This is a genomic window from Mesorhizobium sp. M1399, assembly GCF_040317735.1.
GTDB lineage: Bacteria > Pseudomonadota > Alphaproteobacteria > Rhizobiales > Rhizobiaceae > Mesorhizobium.
Window position 1 is genome coordinate 259234 of sequence record NZ_JAMYKZ010000006.1, and the last position, 16421, is coordinate 275654.

Annotated in this window: 16 protein-coding genes; 1 reads left to right on the plus strand and 15 read right to left on the minus strand. The window is 61.4% G+C overall.

Annotated features, from left to right (window positions below):
• Positions 1-2 precede the first annotated feature (2 nt).
• Positions 3-314: a Dabb family protein gene (locus tag NKH05_RS12705; protein WP_023719052.1), complete on the plus strand. Its 312-nt coding sequence runs from the start codon at positions 3-5 to the stop codon at positions 312-314.
• Here NKH05_RS12705 and NKH05_RS12710 read toward each other — a convergent pair whose 3' ends face one another.
• The 15 genes from NKH05_RS12710 to NKH05_RS12780 all read right to left on the minus strand — a co-directional run bounded on the left by NKH05_RS12710 (position 315) and on the right by NKH05_RS12780 (position 16393).
• Complete coding sequence (locus NKH05_RS12710) at positions 315-1160, minus strand: EamA family transporter (RefSeq protein ID WP_023719051.1); 846 nt, start codon at positions 1158-1160, stop codon at positions 315-317.
• 7 nt (positions 1161-1167) lie between these two features.
• Positions 1168-2082, minus strand: coding sequence for an endonuclease/exonuclease/phosphatase family protein (locus NKH05_RS12715; protein ID WP_352494695.1), 915 nt, complete (start codon positions 2080-2082; stop codon positions 1168-1170).
• 193 nt (positions 2083-2275) lie between these two features.
• Positions 2276-3826 (minus strand): cation:proton antiporter, encoded by a 1551-nt coding sequence (locus NKH05_RS12720; protein ID WP_352494694.1) that lies wholly within the window; start codon positions 3824-3826, stop codon positions 2276-2278.
• 68 nt (positions 3827-3894) lie between these two features.
• Positions 3895-5067, minus strand: coding sequence for a glycosyltransferase family 4 protein (locus tag NKH05_RS12725; RefSeq protein ID WP_023719048.1), 1173 nt, complete (start codon positions 5065-5067; stop codon positions 3895-3897).
• A gap of 17 nt (positions 5068-5084) precedes the next feature.
• A complete protein-coding gene (locus tag NKH05_RS12730; RefSeq protein WP_352494692.1) occupies positions 5085-6035 on the minus strand; it encodes an NAD-dependent epimerase/dehydratase family protein in 951 nt (316 codons plus the stop codon).
• Between the two features lie 27 nt (positions 6036-6062).
• Positions 6063-6899, minus strand: a complete 837-nt coding sequence (locus NKH05_RS12735) for a class I SAM-dependent methyltransferase (RefSeq protein ID WP_198030481.1) — start codon at positions 6897-6899, stop codon at positions 6063-6065.
• A complete protein-coding gene (locus NKH05_RS12740) occupies positions 6835-7221 on the minus strand; it encodes a class I SAM-dependent methyltransferase (protein WP_023719046.1) in 387 nt (128 codons plus the stop codon). Before NKH05_RS12740 ends, NKH05_RS12735 begins: the two co-directional genes overlap by 65 nt.
• A 342-nt stretch (positions 7222-7563) precedes the next feature.
• Positions 7564-8628, minus strand: a complete 1065-nt coding sequence (locus tag NKH05_RS12745; RefSeq protein ID WP_353025484.1) for an ABC transporter ATP-binding protein — start codon at positions 8626-8628, stop codon at positions 7564-7566.
• Between the two features lie 15 nt (positions 8629-8643).
• Entirely contained in the window at positions 8644-9438 is a 795-nt protein-coding gene (locus tag NKH05_RS12750; RefSeq protein WP_352484656.1) for an ABC transporter permease, read from the minus strand.
• Complete coding sequence (locus tag NKH05_RS12755; protein ID WP_031194018.1) at positions 9435-10328, minus strand: ABC transporter permease; 894 nt, start codon at positions 10326-10328, stop codon at positions 9435-9437. The genes NKH05_RS12750 and NKH05_RS12755 overlap by 4 nt, the downstream gene beginning before the upstream one ends.
• A gap of 72 nt (positions 10329-10400) precedes the next feature.
• The gene (locus NKH05_RS12760) at positions 10401-11507 is read right to left on the minus strand and encodes an ABC transporter substrate-binding protein (protein WP_023719042.1); all 1107 of its coding nucleotides are present in this window, start codon (positions 11505-11507) and stop codon (positions 10401-10403) included.
• A gap of 244 nt (positions 11508-11751) precedes the next feature.
• Positions 11752-12924, minus strand: a complete 1173-nt coding sequence (locus tag NKH05_RS12765) for an iron-containing alcohol dehydrogenase (RefSeq protein ID WP_353025485.1) — start codon at positions 12922-12924, stop codon at positions 11752-11754.
• Between the two features lie 38 nt (positions 12925-12962).
• Entirely contained in the window at positions 12963-13454 is a 492-nt protein-coding gene (locus NKH05_RS12770) for a DUF2569 domain-containing protein (protein WP_023719040.1), read from the minus strand.
• A 42-nt stretch (positions 13455-13496) separates the two neighbouring features.
• Positions 13497-14885, minus strand: coding sequence for an aldehyde dehydrogenase family protein (locus tag NKH05_RS12775; protein ID WP_353025486.1), 1389 nt, complete (start codon positions 14883-14885; stop codon positions 13497-13499).
• Between the two features lie 137 nt (positions 14886-15022).
• Positions 15023-16393 (minus strand): glutamine synthetase family protein, encoded by a 1371-nt coding sequence (locus tag NKH05_RS12780; RefSeq protein ID WP_352815552.1) that lies wholly within the window; start codon positions 16391-16393, stop codon positions 15023-15025.
• Positions 16394-16421: the final 28 nt, after the last annotated feature.

The window sequence follows — 16421 nt, forward strand, 5'->3', positions numbered from 1 at the left end:
GAATGATCAGGCACTGTGTTTTCGTCAGATTCCGCAACGATGTCGCCATCGCCGAGCGCGCGGCAATCCATGGCGATCTCGAAGCGTTGCGGCCGGTGATCGACGGCATGGGCAAGGTCGAGTTCAGCGCCAACACCAGCCCAGAACCCTTCGCCCGCGGCTTCACGCACGGCTTCACCATCGACTTTCGCGATGCCGCGGCGCGCGATGCCTATCTGGAGCATGAAGCGCACCAGCGAGCCGGCGCGAGACTGGTCGCGGCGCTCGAAGGTGGCACGGACGGGCTGATAGTGTGCGACCTGGAGATCGCGTGACTATCCCAGTCTCAGCGCAACGACGCCGGCGACGATGCTAAGCACCGCAGCACCTCGCCATGCCGTCATCTTCTCGCCGAGCGCGAACACCGAGATCATCATGGCGAACAGGATCGATGTTTCGCGCAGCGACGCCACCGAGGCGATCGGAGCCTTGGTCATCGCCCACATCACGATCCAGTAGGCGCCGCCGCTGAGCACGCCGGTATAGATTCCCGCCTTCCAGTCGCGCGCCAGCACCGGCAGCGCCCGTGGGCCGCGAAAGACGACGCACAGCACCAGCGCCCACAGCGCGTCGCAGACGAACAGCCAGGCCGCATAACTCGACGCGGTGGCGGCGAGCCGCGCGCCGCTGCCGTCCGACAGCGTATAGCTGGCGATGAAGATCGATGTGCCCAGCGCGAAGCCGACGGCGCGCAGGTTCAACTTCTCCAGATGCGCGCCGCCGCGAAACGACAGCACCAGCGTGCCCGCCGACAACAAGACGATGCCGACGATAGCGAGCGGCGCCGGCATCTCGGCCACAACCACAATGCCCCCCAAAGCAGCCAATAGCGGCGCGGTGCCGCGCGCCAGCGGATAGGTCTGGGCGAAATCGCCGGCCTTGTAGGCACCGATCAGGAACGTCCTGTAGCCCATGTGGAAGACAACCGAGGCGAGGATGTATGGCCACACTTCCGGCTTCGGCACCTCGACGAAAGGCAACGTCACCAGCGCGGCGGCACCCATGCCGGCCGTCATCAGCGTAATCGACAGGAAACGGTCGAGATGGACCTTGACCAGCGCGTTCCAGATCGCATGCATGGCCGCAGCGGCAAGCACCGCGAAAAAGACAAACAGGCTCATCGGCGGCTCATCCGCCGCCGATCCCGGTGGCTACCGGCGCTTCCATGTCGATATCGACCCAGAGCGGAAAATGATCGGAGGCGATTTGGCCGACATCGGCACTGACCGAACGCACGCGCCCGGCAAACATGCCGCCGACGAAGCAATGGTCGAGCCGGCGCTTTGCTACTCTGCCGTCGATGGTCTTCACATGGGTATGGAAATCCGTTGTCGGTTCCATGGCGACGGCGGCGGCATCGACAAAACCGTCGAGATAGGCGGCACCGCGATGATAGGGCGCGCTGCCGGCGATGCGGCGGTACTCGGCGCTGCCCGGCTCCATGTTGAAGTCGCCCATCCAGATCGCCGCCAGCGGGCTTTCCGGCTCCTGTTCGCCATTGCTCCAGTTGCGCGCCGGCTCATCGTCGGCACCGCTCCATGGCCCGCCCTCGGACGGCGCCCGGTGATGCTCGGCGAGCAGGTATTCGATCTGCTCCAGCCGCTCCTCGGCGGCAATATGTGCCAGATGCAGCGACAGCACCCGCACCGGGCCGGCAGGGGTGCGGATCATGCACTCGAGTGCGGCATTGCGGGTGTTGAGCGGCCGCAGCGTGCGCCTGAGCGGCAGCGTGTGCAGCCGCGACCAGGCGATCGGCAGCTTCGACAGAAGCATGGTGCCGAATTGCCGCCGCCGGTTGACGATGCGGCCTTCACGCCGTCGGCTGGCATCCATGTCGAAGGCCGGGCCATAGACCCAATGGTAGTCGGGCAGCAATTGCGAAAGAAGTTCCGGCTGGTCGTCCTCGTTGCTGCGCAACCAGTGCCGCTCCACTTCCTGTAAGGCGATGATGTCGGCGCCGGCAACGACCTTGGCGCAGCGCGCCAGATCGTAGCGGCCATCGCTGCCGAAGCCGTACTGGATGTTGTAGCTGACCAGCTTCATTGCTTATCCGGCTCAGTTTCCTGCTGGCAGTAGCCGTTCGCTGACAGCCTTGCAATGTGCAGCCGGGCGGAGGGAGCTTGGGCCAGATGCTAATGCTTGTCGCCCAAAAGTGCGCAGCGGTTTTGGGATAACGACATGCATAGAGACAAAAACTTAAAGCGCGTCGCAAGAGGCTGTCCAAACGCGACGCGCTTTAAGTGGTCAGCGGCTGGAACCGACCGGGCGGGGATGCTGCCAGTTCCGACCAGTCGATTTCTTCCTCAAGGCGGTGGTAGGCTTCGTCGCCGATCGTTCCGTCGATGCGCAAACGCTCCAGCGCATCGCGCTGGCTCTTGATGGCATAAAGACGCAATCTGTCATACTCGGTCGCGGCCTGGGCATCCTCCGGGTTTTCGGCGATGGCGCGCTGCGCCGCATATTGCTCTCGCACCGCCCCTGCCGCACTCGATGTCTTGCCGCTCAGCACGTCCAGCGCCGCCTGCATGATGGCGACGCGCGCCTGCGCGACCTCCCGGTCGACGGTCTGGTCGGGGTCGAAATTGAGCAGAAGCAGCAACGGCTTCAGGCTGACGCCTTGCAGCACCAGCGTGCCGAGCACGACAGTGAAAGCGGCGAGCACGATCGGGTCGCGGCCGGGAAAATCGGCCGGCAAGGCGAAGGCTGCCGCAAGCGTCACCAGGCCGCGCATGCCGCACCAGCCGATGAGCACGCCGCCGCGAAATGTCGGAGCGTCTCTCCGCCTGTCCTCATCGCCCAGACGTGCCAGCCTTCTGAGAATCGCGCCACAGCCCAGCACCCAGACCAGCCGCGAGACGATGACGACAGCCAGCACGGCTGCGGCGAAGATGAATGCTTCGACCTGCCCCTGCTCAGCAAGGCGGCCGACGATCAACCGTGCCTGAAGTCCCATCAGAACGAAGGCCAAGACATTGAGCACGAACACCGCCGTCTCCCAGACCGAGTAGGAACTGACACGATTCCTTGCCGGCATGCGGCGCGGCGACGTACGTGCGATCGTCATGGCATAGACGACGATCGTGATGATGGCGGAAAGCCCTATCCTGTCGGCCAGGATCCAGACGCCGAACGTTGAGGCGAATTGCACCACGGTGCCGCTCGCCGGGTCGTCGATGCGGCCGAGTATCGCGAGAGACAACCGGCCGAGCACATAGCCTGCGGCAAGGCTGCCAACCGTCGACAGCAGGATCATTGGTACGGCACTGCTGAACAGGATGGAGCCGGCGGCTGCGGAAACCGACATCCTGTAGATCAACAGCGCCGTGGCGTCGTTGAGCAGGCTCTCGCCTTCCAGGATGGCGGTGATGCGGTGCGGCACCTTGAACTGTCCGAGCACGGCCGCGGCTGCGACGGCATCGGGCGGCGCCACGATCGCCCCAAGTGCTATGGCCGCGGCAATGGGCAGGCCTGCCATCGTCCAACCGACAAATGCCACGGTCACGGTGGTAAAGATGACGGCGCCGAGCGCCAGCAGGATGAGCGAAACCTTGTAGCGGTTGAGATCGCGCAGCGACGTGTCATAGGCCGCGTCGAGCAGCACCGGCGCGATGAACAGAGCGAGCGCCAGCTCCGGGTCGATCTCGATGGTCGGTGCAAACGGCAGGAAGGCTATGCCGGCGCCGGCCAGCGCCAGCAACGAAGGATAGGGAATCTGCAGACGCCGTGACAACGCCGTCAGGGCGACCGCGGCCAGGAGAAGAACAAGGGTCAGTTCAAAAAGCGCCATGCCCAGTTATAACCGTGAAAAGCGACCGACGGCAGGGGCCTGGACGGTTCGATCATGACTGAGGGCGGTCAGCGAACTGCGGCGGCGCGCTGGAATGCTCCAAGAAGCGCGTCCGCATACATCTGGCGACGCGCCGCATGATCGGCACGCAGCTTTTCGGCCTTTTCATGCGTTCGCGCCGGTCCCTGAGACATGGTGACCATGGCGGACGCTAACGCCACGGCATCGTCGACCGGAAAGAACGTCGCGTTTGGCGCCTGCTCCCGATGAAGGCTGATATCCGAGAGGAGCATCCGTGTGCCGAGCGCCTTGGCTTCCTCGACCGTGGTTGACCAGCCCTCGAACAGCGAAGGATTGATGAGAGCATCGGAAGCAGCGTTGAGGCCGAACACATCCTCGTAAGGCACAAGGCCCAGATGACGGAAATGACCCGACACGCCGGCCTCCCTGGCGCTAGCCAGCAACTGGTCGAAATGTCGGGGATTGCGCGGGTCTTCGGTTCGCCCGGTCAAGATCACGGGGGCAACCTTATCAAGCCCGCCATTTGCCGATATGTGCGCCAATGCTTTGATCACAAGCCCATGGTTCTTGTGCGACCAGAACTGGTTCGGTAGGTAGAAATAACGCTGCGGCAGTTCATACCGTGCGATCACCTCCGCCTGCCTTGCTATATGCGGGGCCGGATCAAGATCGATTGCAAACCGAACGACCGCCGTCTTGCCGCGTGCTGCGGGATAATACGTCTCGCAGTCCCGCCTGGCGTCATCGCTCGACAACAGGATGATGCGTTTGCCGGACGTCTGCAGACGGTATCCCAAATCGCGACGCCACCACATGGAGCGCGAGAACAGGTGTGGCAAGTGTCGGTGCTGGAAGTCAGGAATCCACGATACGACAGAAATCGGAAAACGGTTGCCGTAGAACTGCGCCGGCTCGAACACCACGTCGACGCCTTCGTGGCTTAGTATCCGTGCCGCATCGGCGTCGCTGCCGCTGGCCAGCGCCCGGATGGCGTTGCGACCGCGGCCAAAATCAGCAACCTTCGCATCGACGATCGGCGGCGCGGCCAGGAAAGCATCCATCGATGTGCCGATCTTTTCTGCCTGCGCCGGAGTTAAGAACAGCTTGGCCTGCAACTTCCCGGCCAATTCGCTGGAAATAACGCCGAGCATGTTGCGCAGGTAGGTCTCCCCACCTGACCAGTTGCCTCGGCCGATGAGCGTGAAGCCCGCGGTAATCATCTTCGCCCCTCGATGCCTCAGCCTGCCTTTTTGAAAGGAAACCCGCGCACGATATCGGCCACGGCGGCTGGAAGTTCGATCTTGGCGGACCAGCCAACTCGATTTCCGATCTTGTCCACCTTGGCCAGTTGCGTTGCGCGGTCGACCCTGCGTAAGCGCGCCTTGTCCTCGACGATCTCGATATCGACCTTCATCGCCGCTCCGATCAGGCGAACAAGCTCCTCCACCGATGCGTCCCTGCCGGAACCGATATTCATGACATCGAAACTCGCCTCACCAGTGTCGCCGGCCAAAGCCGCCACCCCGGCAGCGGTATCCTCCGCATGGATGTAGTCGCGCCGCGGTTTCAGATTGCCCAATGCGATCCTGGCCTGGCCCTTGGCATTGTAGAGCTGGTTGAGAATATCGGGAATGAGATGCGCATTGGGGTCGTCATGGCCGATAGTGTTGAAGATGCGCGCCACACGCCCCCTCCCGCCGGTCCTGTCGGCCCAGAAACGAAGCTGGCTTTCATTGGTCAGCTTGGACAGAGCATAGTTGTCGCAAGGCCAGGTCCTGGTCGCATCCTCGTCGAGCGGGGCATCGACCCAGTCGTACACCGCGCCGCTGGACGCCAGCACGACCGTTCCGACACCAGCCTTTTCAGCAGCATCGAGGACGATTTCGGTGCCGACCACGTTCACGTCCAACGCATAGGCGCGCTGTCGCTCGCATGTCGGAATGTGGTGAATAGCCGCCAGGTGGATAATGGTGTCGGGCTTGAAACCCTCAGCCAACTCTACCATCCCACTCTTGTCGCGGATGTCGATCTCCCGCGTCTCGCATCCGTCCATGTCAGGCATCGGCATGCCGACCGAAAGATTATCGGCGATCAACACCCGAGCGCCGTCCTTGGCGAGATTTCGCGCGCACCGCCAGCCTATGAAACCAGCTCCGCCCGTAACGAGGACGCGTTGGGGATTCGTCATCAGGATTTCTCTCCGGCTATCTGAAGTTCACAAGGGCATGGCAGCCGGGGCGGACGGATCATCGCGCGGCCGGCAGAGCACCATGAGGGAAAAGCCGCCCAGCAGCAGCGCGCTGGTAGCGGGGGCAACGCTGCCTATCAGTTTGCGCACTGGATTGAGCAATTTGGTGCGCAGAGGCCTCGTGGAAACGTTGGCTTCGCCCGCCACGTCGGTAAAGTGCCAATCGACCACCGTGTAACCCGTGTCCTCAAGCGTCGCAAGCGCGGTCTCGCGCGTGAAATAATGGAGATGCCCCACCTTCTGACGTGCGTGCATGTAAGCTCGCCGAACCAGTCCCTGGACGTGAAGGTCCAAAGGAATATGAAAAACGTGATAGCGGCCGTGCGGGCGCAGTGCCCGCAAAAAGCCCATATAGTCTTCGACATGTTCGAAGACGTCGATCAGCATGACAAGGTCATGCACTGACTTGGTCGCCAGAAAATCCTCGTGGTGGAAGATCGCGCCAGACGCCTTTTGCAGCGGCCAGAGTTTTGCTGCGTCTTCGGAAATATCGTATCCATGAATAGGTCTGCCCGGATATTGCGCGGCCAATTTGCCGACGATGCCGCCGCTGCCGCAGCCGACCTCGACGGCGTCGCGCCAGACAACATTGTTGCGCTCCAGGATGTTTGCGATCTCGCGCGCCTTCCAGGCTGTATCGGCCAGATGCCAGTCAGGATTGTTGGCAAGGTACTGACTGTCCGAGTAGATGTCAGCCGCGGTATCAGTGACTGTTATCGGCCGCGCTTCTTCGACCCCTTTAGCCGACATCACGATCTTCCTTTTCACAAATGAACGATACCAGGTGACCGGCTTCGACGACATCAATGCGCGTACCGGTGTTTCTGGCGGGCGCCCGAATCGCATCAGTTCCGGTCAACGCGCTAGGGTCCGGCTCAACCGCCGTGACCTGCCATCCATCGGCCGCCGACGCAAGAGACAGGGTTCCATTGCCCACCCCGAGATCAAAGGCTCGCCCAAGCTGCTTCGGCAAATTGCGGCGCAACTCGGCACTTCCATGATAGCGGCGCGCCGGCATCGATTTCAGTTGATGGAAATACGCTGCGCGCGCCAAGTCGGCCTGTTCCGGATGACCAGGCAACCTGCGCACAGCGTCTTCAGAGTCCAGGAAATTGCTGGAGCCCATCAGCCAAAATGTCCCAAACTGCAGGTCACAAAACCGGCTGCAGACAATTCCAATTCAAGGATCAATCTTCACTCCCCAGCGGGTTTCCCTTGGCGGTCTGCTTGTCTCTTTTGACGCATGAGATTGACCGCGATTGCAACATTCCCTGACTAAATGTGGAGCACAGGAAATCACACCGTCGCGACCTCCGTATATTCGTCCGATCGACAATTGTCACGCTACCAAGCTTGGGTCTGAGCAGATCCGGTTCTTTTGCTCGCGCCGAGGCAAATCCGCCTGTCTATTGGCGGATCGCCTGAAGGCGATCCCAGGAAAATGTGGAACAGTTTTTCCAGAACTGCCTCAATGCAGCACAAGCATGTCGCCGGACGAGAACGAAATCTCGGCCTTTTCGCCGACGGCAGGCGGCGGCGTTGCCGGGCTGTTGAATGTGTCTAGCGAGACCGTGCTGCCGCCGATGCCGACGCGCACCCGGATCACCGAACCGAGGAAATGCACCTCGGCGATTTCGCCCGAAAGGCTGGAGTCGCGGCCGGGGTGGCGGCCGAGCGAGATCGCCTCGGGCCGCAACGCCAGCGACAGCGTGTCCCCGGACTTCGAGCCGTTGAGCTTGCCCTTGAGCGAGACCTCTTGCGAGTTGACGCGCACCTTGCCCGAAGCCGCGTCGGTGACCGTGCCTTCCAGCACGTTCAGCGTGCCGACGAAATTGGCGACGAATTTGGTTGCCGGCCGGTTGTAGATCTCGAACGGCGTGCCGACTTGCTCGGCCTTGCCGCCATACATCACAGCGATGCGGTCGGAAATCGACAGCGCCTCTTCCTGATCGTGGGTGACGAAGATGGTGGTGATGCCGAGCTTCTTCTGGATCGAGCGGATTTCCTCGCGCAGCGATACGCGCACCTTGGCATCGAGCGCCGACAACGGCTCGTCGAGCAGCAGGAGCTTCGGCTTCGGCGCGATGGCCCGCGCCAGCGCGATACGCTGCTGCTGGCCACCGGAGAGCTGATAGGGATAGCGATCGCCCATCTGCGGCAGCTTGATGAGGTCGAGCATCTCGGCAACGCGCCTGTCGGCATCGGGCTTGGGCATGCCCGCGACCTTCAGCCCGAAGCCGATGTTCTGCGCCACGGTCAGATTCGGAAACAGCGCGTAAGCCTGGAACACCATGCCGACATTGCGCTGGTTGGGCTTGAGCCGGGTGATGTCCTTGCCGGCCACCACGATCTTGCCGGCGCTCGGCTCCTCGAAGCCGGCGACCATGCGCAGCACCGTCGTCTTGCCGCAGCCCGATGGCCCGAGGAAGGAGACGAATTCGCCCGGCTCGACGTCGAGGTTGAAATCCTGCACCACGGGGGTGGCGCCGAAGGATTTTTGCACCTGCTGTATTGAGAGGAATGGCTCGGCCATGACTTTTTCTTTCGATCAGTTCGGGCGGTTTGCCGATTTCGGCGCGAAGCGCGACAGGATCTGGATCAGCGACATGCAGCCCCAGGTGATGGCGAACGAAATGATCGCCAGTGCCGACGGCTCATAGGCACTGTTGGCGCCGATGTTCTGCAGATAGGGGCCGAAGGCTGGGCGATTCAACAGCGAGGCCATGGTGAACTCGCCGATGACGATGGCAAAACTCAGGAACGCGCCGGATAAGACGGCGATCAGTACGTTCGGCAGGATGATGCGGGCGATGATGGTGGTCCAGCCGGCGCCGAGGATTTGTGCGGCTTCGGTGAGCGTTCTGACGTCGATGGTCCTGAGACCGGTATCGACCGCCCGGTACATATAAGGCAGCGCCAGCACTGCATAGCCGATGACCAGCAGAACATCGGTGCCGCGCGCTGTCGCCAGGAAAGGCAGCGTTGAATTCGAACCGAACATTCTGATGTAGCCGAAGACGATGACGATAGCGGGAATAACCAGCGGCAGCAGAGTGATGAACTCTACGAGCGGCCGCAGATTCGGTAGCCGCAGCCGAATCCAGTAGGCCGTCGGGACAACGAGGAGCACGCCCAAAAGAATGGTGAAAACCGCCACAACGACGGAGTAGGTAAATGTCGTCTGGAAATTCGGATCTTCGAAGACTGAGCGGTAGGCGTCAAAGGAGTATTCCCCGCGCCGCTTACGCAAGGAGAATTCAAAGGTCGCCAAAAGCGGCAGGACAAAATAGGCGGTTCCCACGCCAAAAACGAGCCAAGCCCAAAAGCGGCTGCCTTGCTTCATTTCAGCCACCGCTCGGCTCGCCGTTGGAACAAGATATAGAAGAGGTTGGCCAAGCCGGTGATGACTATCATGCCGAATGCAAGCGCGTAGCCTAGATTCGGATTGTAAAGCACGTCGCCGCGAATCTGCGCGAACAGCTGGATGGGCACGATGTTGAGTGACGGCCCCGTCAGTGCATAGGCTGTTGCGACCGCCCCGAACGCGTTGGCAAAGAGGAGGACCGTCGTACCGAGAAAACTCGGCCATAAGACCGGGATGACCACCATGCGCCAATATTGCCAATTGCTTGCGCCGAGCGTGGCGGCAGCTTCACCCCATTCCTTCTTCAGCCCATCGACCGCCGGCGTGATGATGACAATCATCAATGGAATCTGGAAATAAAGGTAGGTGAGGATTAGGCCCCAAAACGAAAAGATACTGAAGCCGAGCGAATAGATGTTGATGCCGAAAATGTCTCGCAACAGGATTGTCGCCACTCCGAGCCGACCTAGCGTCGCGATGAACGAGAATGCCAGCGGCACGCCGGCGAAATTCGAGGCGACGCCCGAGAAGGTCAAGGTCGCCGAGCGTAACCACGACGGCAAACCTCCGCGAACGACTGCCACGGCCATTGCCAGGCCGATCAAGGCGCCAAGGATCGCAGAAACAAAGCTGATCTGAATGGATACCCAATAGGCCGCCGCGAGCTTGGGTTGCGACAACGCTATGATGTTATCGAGCGTATAGTCGCCAGCTGCATTTTTGAACGCGCCCGCGATCAGCCCTACCGTGGGCAAGATCAGAAAGAGCAGCGCGAAAATGAAGAACGGAGTTACGCCTAACCAATGCAGTGGCAGCCGAAGGCGGCTGATCTCCGGCGCGCCAGGACTGACGCTGGCTGTCTGGGACATTGTGGAATCTGCCATGGAGTTCCCGAAGTTGGCATAGGGCGCCGGGCGGCGAACCGCCCAGCGCCCTATGAATTACTTCACGACGGCGCCAACGATGGCATCCCAGTTCGTGCTGATTTCCTTCTTGGCAGCGTTCTGTTCCTCCAAAGTAGGGAAGACCGCTTTTTCATAGTTCTCGGCGGCCGGCAGCTTGTCCAGCATCTCCTTCGGGATCACGCCCTTCTTGGCGAGATCGTTGAAGCGGATCGGGTGGCAGTAGCCCTTCAGCCAACCGAGCTGGCCTTCGTCCGAATAGAGATACTCCATCCACAACTTGGCGGCATTCGGGTGCGGCGCATAGGCACTGATCGCCTGAACGTAGACGCCTGCGACCACCGCTCCCTTTGGCACGACGATTTCGATTTCCGGATTGCCGGCCATCTTGTCGCGCATGGCAAGCAGGTTGTAGTCCCAGTTCATCACGATCGGCGTCGTGCCCTGGGCGACAGCTGCCGCTTCAGCGTCGACCGGCACGAAGTTGCCGGCATCGTTGAGCTGCTTGAAGAATTGCAGACCCTTGGCGGCGGCGTCCTGGCCGCCGGTACCGCCAGCCGCGAGGCCCGAAGCGTAGACCGACATGACGGCGTTGTTCGACGTGCGCGGGTCACCGGCGAGCGCCACCGAGTTGGCATATTCCGGCTTCTGCAGGTCAGCCCAGTCCTGTGGCGCGTTCTGCACGACGGCTTTGTTCACGCCGAAGGCGAGCACGCCGTAGTAGTCGCCGGTCCAGAAGCCATCGGCATCCTTGGCGCTGTCAGGGATCGTATCCCAGGTCGACACCTTGTAGGGTTGGATCAGGTTATCTGCCTTGGCGGACGGGCCGAAAGACAGGCCGACGTCGATGACATCAGGCGCCTGCGGGCCTTTATTGTCCTTGTTGGCCTTGATCGCCTCGATCTCGTCGCCGGAGCCGGCATCGGGATTGAGTTCGTTGACGGTGATCCCCGGATATTTTGCCTTGAAGCCGGCGATGACGTCGCCATAGCCGCACCAGCTGTGCGGCAGCGCGATCGTGGTGAGCTGGCCTTCCGCCTTGGCTGCGGCGACCAGTTCATCCATGGACTGGGCCGACGAGATGGCAGAGGTCGCCATCAGGGCGACGGCCGAAAGGGAAAGCAGTTTTCCCGTGAATTTGAACATGTGTTCTCTCCGTTGAACTGACGCCGTTGGACGCCTGCGATGCGGTATCGTTTTCGTGTGACAGCCAGATGAAAGCTTTGTGAAAGCGATGCCCTGCAGTACGAAAAAGTAAACTCTTTTTAACCGGCTGTAGCAATCGCTACGCCGTTATTTTTCCGGCTAACTAGTTTCGGCCTTGCCTTTCATCCTTTCCCCCTTTCTTCGCCTCTTTTTTCCCAAATGGATTTGCAATGCTGAAGTTGCCTCAGACGGCGCCGGCGATGGCGTTTTCCAGCAGCGTCAGCGCCGCCTTCTTGGTCAGCTTGACCGGGTTGCCGCCGGCGGTCGGATCGACCACCGCCATGTCGGCGATCAGGCCCTTGCGCTTCTTGTCCATGTCGAGCCCCTTGATCAGGCCGGGCAGCGCGTGCGGCACCTTGAGCTCCTTGCGCAGCTTGACGATCCCCTTGGCAAAGCCGTCGAAACCGCCCTTGATGCCGCAATAGGCGGCGAGCCGGGCGATGCGCGGCTCGATCGCCTCGCGATTGAAGGCCAGCACATAGGGCATGAACACTGCGTTGGTCATGCCGTGGTGGGTGTCGTAGAGCGCGCCGATCGGATGCGACAGCGAATGAATGGCGCCAAGGCCCTTTTGGAAGGCGGCCGCGCCCATCGCAGCGGCGCTCATCATATTGGCGCGGGCGACCAGATCCTTGCCGTTGGCATAGGCTTTCGGCAGGTTTTCGAAGACCAGCCTGATGCCTTCCACGGCGATGCCGTCGGCCATCGGGTGATAGCCCGGCGCGCAATAGGCTTCGAGGCAGTGGGCGAGCGCATCCATACCGGTGCCGGCGGTGATGAAACCGGGCATGCCGACCGACAGTTCCGGATCGGCAATGACGATCGCAGGCAAAAGTTTCGGATGGAAGATGACCTTCTTTGTGTGGGTCGCTTCATTGGTGATGACGCCGGCGCGGCCGACCTCCGAGCCGGTGCCGGCCGTGGTCGGCACCGCGATGATCGGCGCGATCGCATCGGCATCGGCGCGCGTCCACCAGTCGCCGACATCCTCGAAATCCCAGACCGGCCGCGTCTGCCCGGCCTGGAAGGCGATCAGCTTGCCGAGGTCGAGTGCCGAGCCGCCGCCAAAGGCGATGACGCCGTCATGCTTGCCCTTCTTGAACACGGCGATGCCGGCGGTCAGGTTGGAATCGACCGGGTTCGGCTTGACCTCGGAAAACACGCCATACGGCACCTTGGCGTCGTCGAGGATCTTCAGCGTCGAGGCCACCACCGGCAGCTTGGCCAGTCCCGGGTCGGTGACGAACAGCGGCCGCTTGATGCCGGTCGCCGCCAGCACCTCCGGCAGTTCCTTGATGCGTCCGGCGCCGAAGCGGACGGTCGTCGGGTAATTCCATTTGGAAACGAGTTTTGTCATTTCGACCTTCTTGACTGCTTTCATGCTCTCGGCTGTTGTTAATTCACAAAGGTATTGGCCACACGGTCTGACCGCATCATGTACGGAATCCAGATGGCTGCGGCCCAGACCGAACGGTAAATGTCGCGCATCGTTTCTTTATCGAACGCATCGTCCAGCGATGGAAAGCTGTCGGGAAAAGCCAGATACCCGGCCCATGAATCGACAACGGAATATATCGGCATCGCGAATGCCCAAATCATGTACCAGCCGGGGAATATCTGCCAGCGCTTGAACATGAAGAACAATAATAGGGCCGGGGCCGTAAGGTTTAGTATGCCGGATATCACCAATTCGGCAACAATCAGCACACCTTGGGACAAACTGAAGGCCTGCCAGTTCTGTAACATGCCGAGATAGTCGGTATTGTGCAATTGTACCAACCCTAGTATCGGGGTGAGCATCAACCCGAGCATCGGCAGGACAAGCCAACCGCCGATACCCTCGGGACCTTCACGATCCGGCAGCGCCGATTGTTGCGTATCCGCCATTACTCCCTCTCAACAGCGATCGTTGGCTTGCCGATCGCCACCTTAGATCACCTCGCGCAGATGGTATGATTTCGGCCTGGTCAGATTGTCGTAGCCGATGGCCGACAGTGCCGCGCCCTTGCCGGTGTCCTTGACGCCGGTCCAGACCAGCGCCGGATCGAGATAGTCGCAGCGGTTCATGAACACGGTGCCGGTCTCGACGCGGTCGCCGATCGCCGCCGCATGGTCCGTGTCGCGCGTCCAGATCGAGGCCGTCAGCCCATAGGGGCTGTCGTTCATCAGCGCGATCGCCTCCTCATCGTTGCGCACCTTCATGATACCGACGATCGGGCCAAAGCTTTCCTCGCGCATCACGCTCATCTGGTGGTCGACCTGGGTAAGCACTTCCGGCGCCAGATAGGGCGAGCCTTGCCTGTCGTTAGCCACCTTCGTGTCGATGTGCGCCTTGGCGCCCTTGCGTAGCGCCTCCGCCTTTTGCTCGCGGATCAGGTCGGCGAAGCGCGCCTGCGCCATCGGCCCCATGGTGGTCGCCTGGTCGAGTGGATTGCCGACGACGTAGTTCCTGGTCTCGGCGATGAAGCCTTCGACGAATTCGTCGTAGACCTTCTCGTGGACATAGACGCGCTCGATGCCGCAGCAGCACTGGCCGGAATTGAAGAAGGCGCCGTCGACCAGATTGGCAACGGCATGGTCCATCTTGGCGTCCGGCAGCACATAGGCCGGATCCTTGCCGCCAAGCTCGAGGCCGAGCGTCATGAAGGTGCCCGCCGCCGCCTTTTCGATGGCGCGGCCGCCGGCGACCGAGCCGGTAAAGTTGACATGGTCGATCTTGCCGGAGCCGAGCAGCCTTTCGGTCTGCGCATGGTTCAGAACGAGGTTCTGGAACAGGCCCTTGGGCAGGCCGGCTCTGTCGAACGCCTGCTGAAACCGTTCGCCGACCAACAATGTCTGTGCCGCGTGCTTGAGGATGACGGCGCTGCCCGCCATCAGCGCCGGCACGATCGTGTTGACGGCAGTGAGATAGGGATAGTTCCACGGCGCGATCACCATGACCACGCCGAGCGGCACCTTCTTCACATAGCGGCGAAAGCCGTCCTTCGGGTTGGAGGCCATGACCGGCTTCAGTGCCGCCTCGGCGATCTCGACCATGTAGCTGACGCGTTCCCTGACGCCGCCGAACTCACCGCCATAGCGCACCGGCCGGCCCATCTGCCAGGCGATCTCCGGCACGATCTCGTCGCTCATGGCGACCAGCGCTTCCAGCATGGCAAGCATGTACTTGCCGCGCTCGACGACCGGCGTCTGCGCCCACTTCTCCTGCGCCGCCTTGGCGCGCTCGACCGCGGCACCGATCGCCTGGTCCGTGGCCAGAGGCCGTTCGGCATAGATCGAACCGTCGATGGGGGATCTTATCTTGACCGTTTCGGTCATGCCTTGGGTCCTCGCATTCTACAATAATTCTCGTTGGTCACGCCGCTCTGGAAGGGACGAAACACCGGCGTTGGCCCCGTTCTTCACAGCGAGCGGGTAAAGGTGAGGGACGGGCGGCGCCGACATTGCCAGGTCATTTAATACCGCTCGAACCCCCTGTGCAGTTCCCAGTCCGTAATCCGGCGGTCGTATTCGAACTGTTCCCAGTGTGCCGTGTGGACGTAGTGTTCCAGCACATCGTCGCCGAGTGCCTGCCTCAGCATCTTCGATTCCACCAGCGTCGCGGTAGCGTCGCGCAATGTCTTTGGAATTTCAGGCAACTGCGAGGCCTGGTAGGCGTCGCCGACGAAGGGCTTCTGCAGTTCAAGCTTTTCATCGATGCCGGCAAGCCCGGCCGCGATCAGCGCGGCGAAAGCCAGATAGGGGTTCAAATCGGCACCGCCGATGCGGCATTCCATGCGGATGCCCTTGGTGCCCTCGCCGCAAAGACGGAAACCGGCGGTGCGGTTGTCCTCGCTCCACATGATCTTGGTCGGCGCAAAGGTGCCGGCCTGGAAGCGCTTGTAGGAGTTGATGTAGGGCGCCAGGAACCAGGTGAATTCCTTGGCATATTTGAGCTGGCCGGCTGCCCATTGCTGGCCGAGCGTCGACAGCGTCCACTCGGCATTTTTGTCGTAGAACAACGGCGTCTTGCCGTCGGCGCTCCACAGCGAATTGTGGATGTGGCTGGAATTGCCGGCGAGCCCGTAATTGTACTTGGCCATGAACGAGATCGCCTTGCCTTCGGACTCGGCGATTTCCTTGGCGCCGTTCTTCAGGATGACGTGGCGGTCGGCCATGTCGAGCGCTTCAGCATAGCGGACATTGATCTCTTCCTGGCCGGGACCCCACTCGCCCTTCGAATTCTCGATCGGAATGCCGGCCGCCTCCATTTCGTTGCGCAGCCGGCGCATGACGCCTTCTTCCTTGGTGGTGATGCCGATCTGGTAGTCGCCGATATAGGGCGATGCCGTCTCGAGGCCCTGCCAGTGCTTCCTGCGGGCGGAATCGTAGGTCTCGCTGAACAGGTAGAATTCGAGCTCGGACGCGAAATAGCCGATATAGCCGCGCTCCTGCAGCCGCTTGACCTGCTTCTTCAGCATGGCGCGCGGCGAATGCGCCAGGTCGTCATGGGTGTGGTGGTCGAGCACGTCGCAGATCACCAGCGCCGTCTTCTCCAGCCACGGAATGCGCCGCAGCGTCGCAAGGTCCGGCTTCATGACGAAATCGCCATAACCCTTCGACCAGCTCGCCGCCTTGTAGCCGGGCACCGGTTCCATATCGATATCGGCGGCCAGCAGGTAGTTGCAACCATGCGTCTCGTCATGCGCGGAATCGACGAAGTACCGGGCCAGGAACCGCTTTCCCACAAGCCGCCCCTGCATGTCGACGATGCAGGCCAGCACGGTGTCGACCTCACCGCTGGAAACCGCTTGCTTCAACTGATCGAACGAGAAATTTCCGGCCATTCTTACGGCACTCCAGCGCTTGTCGTTT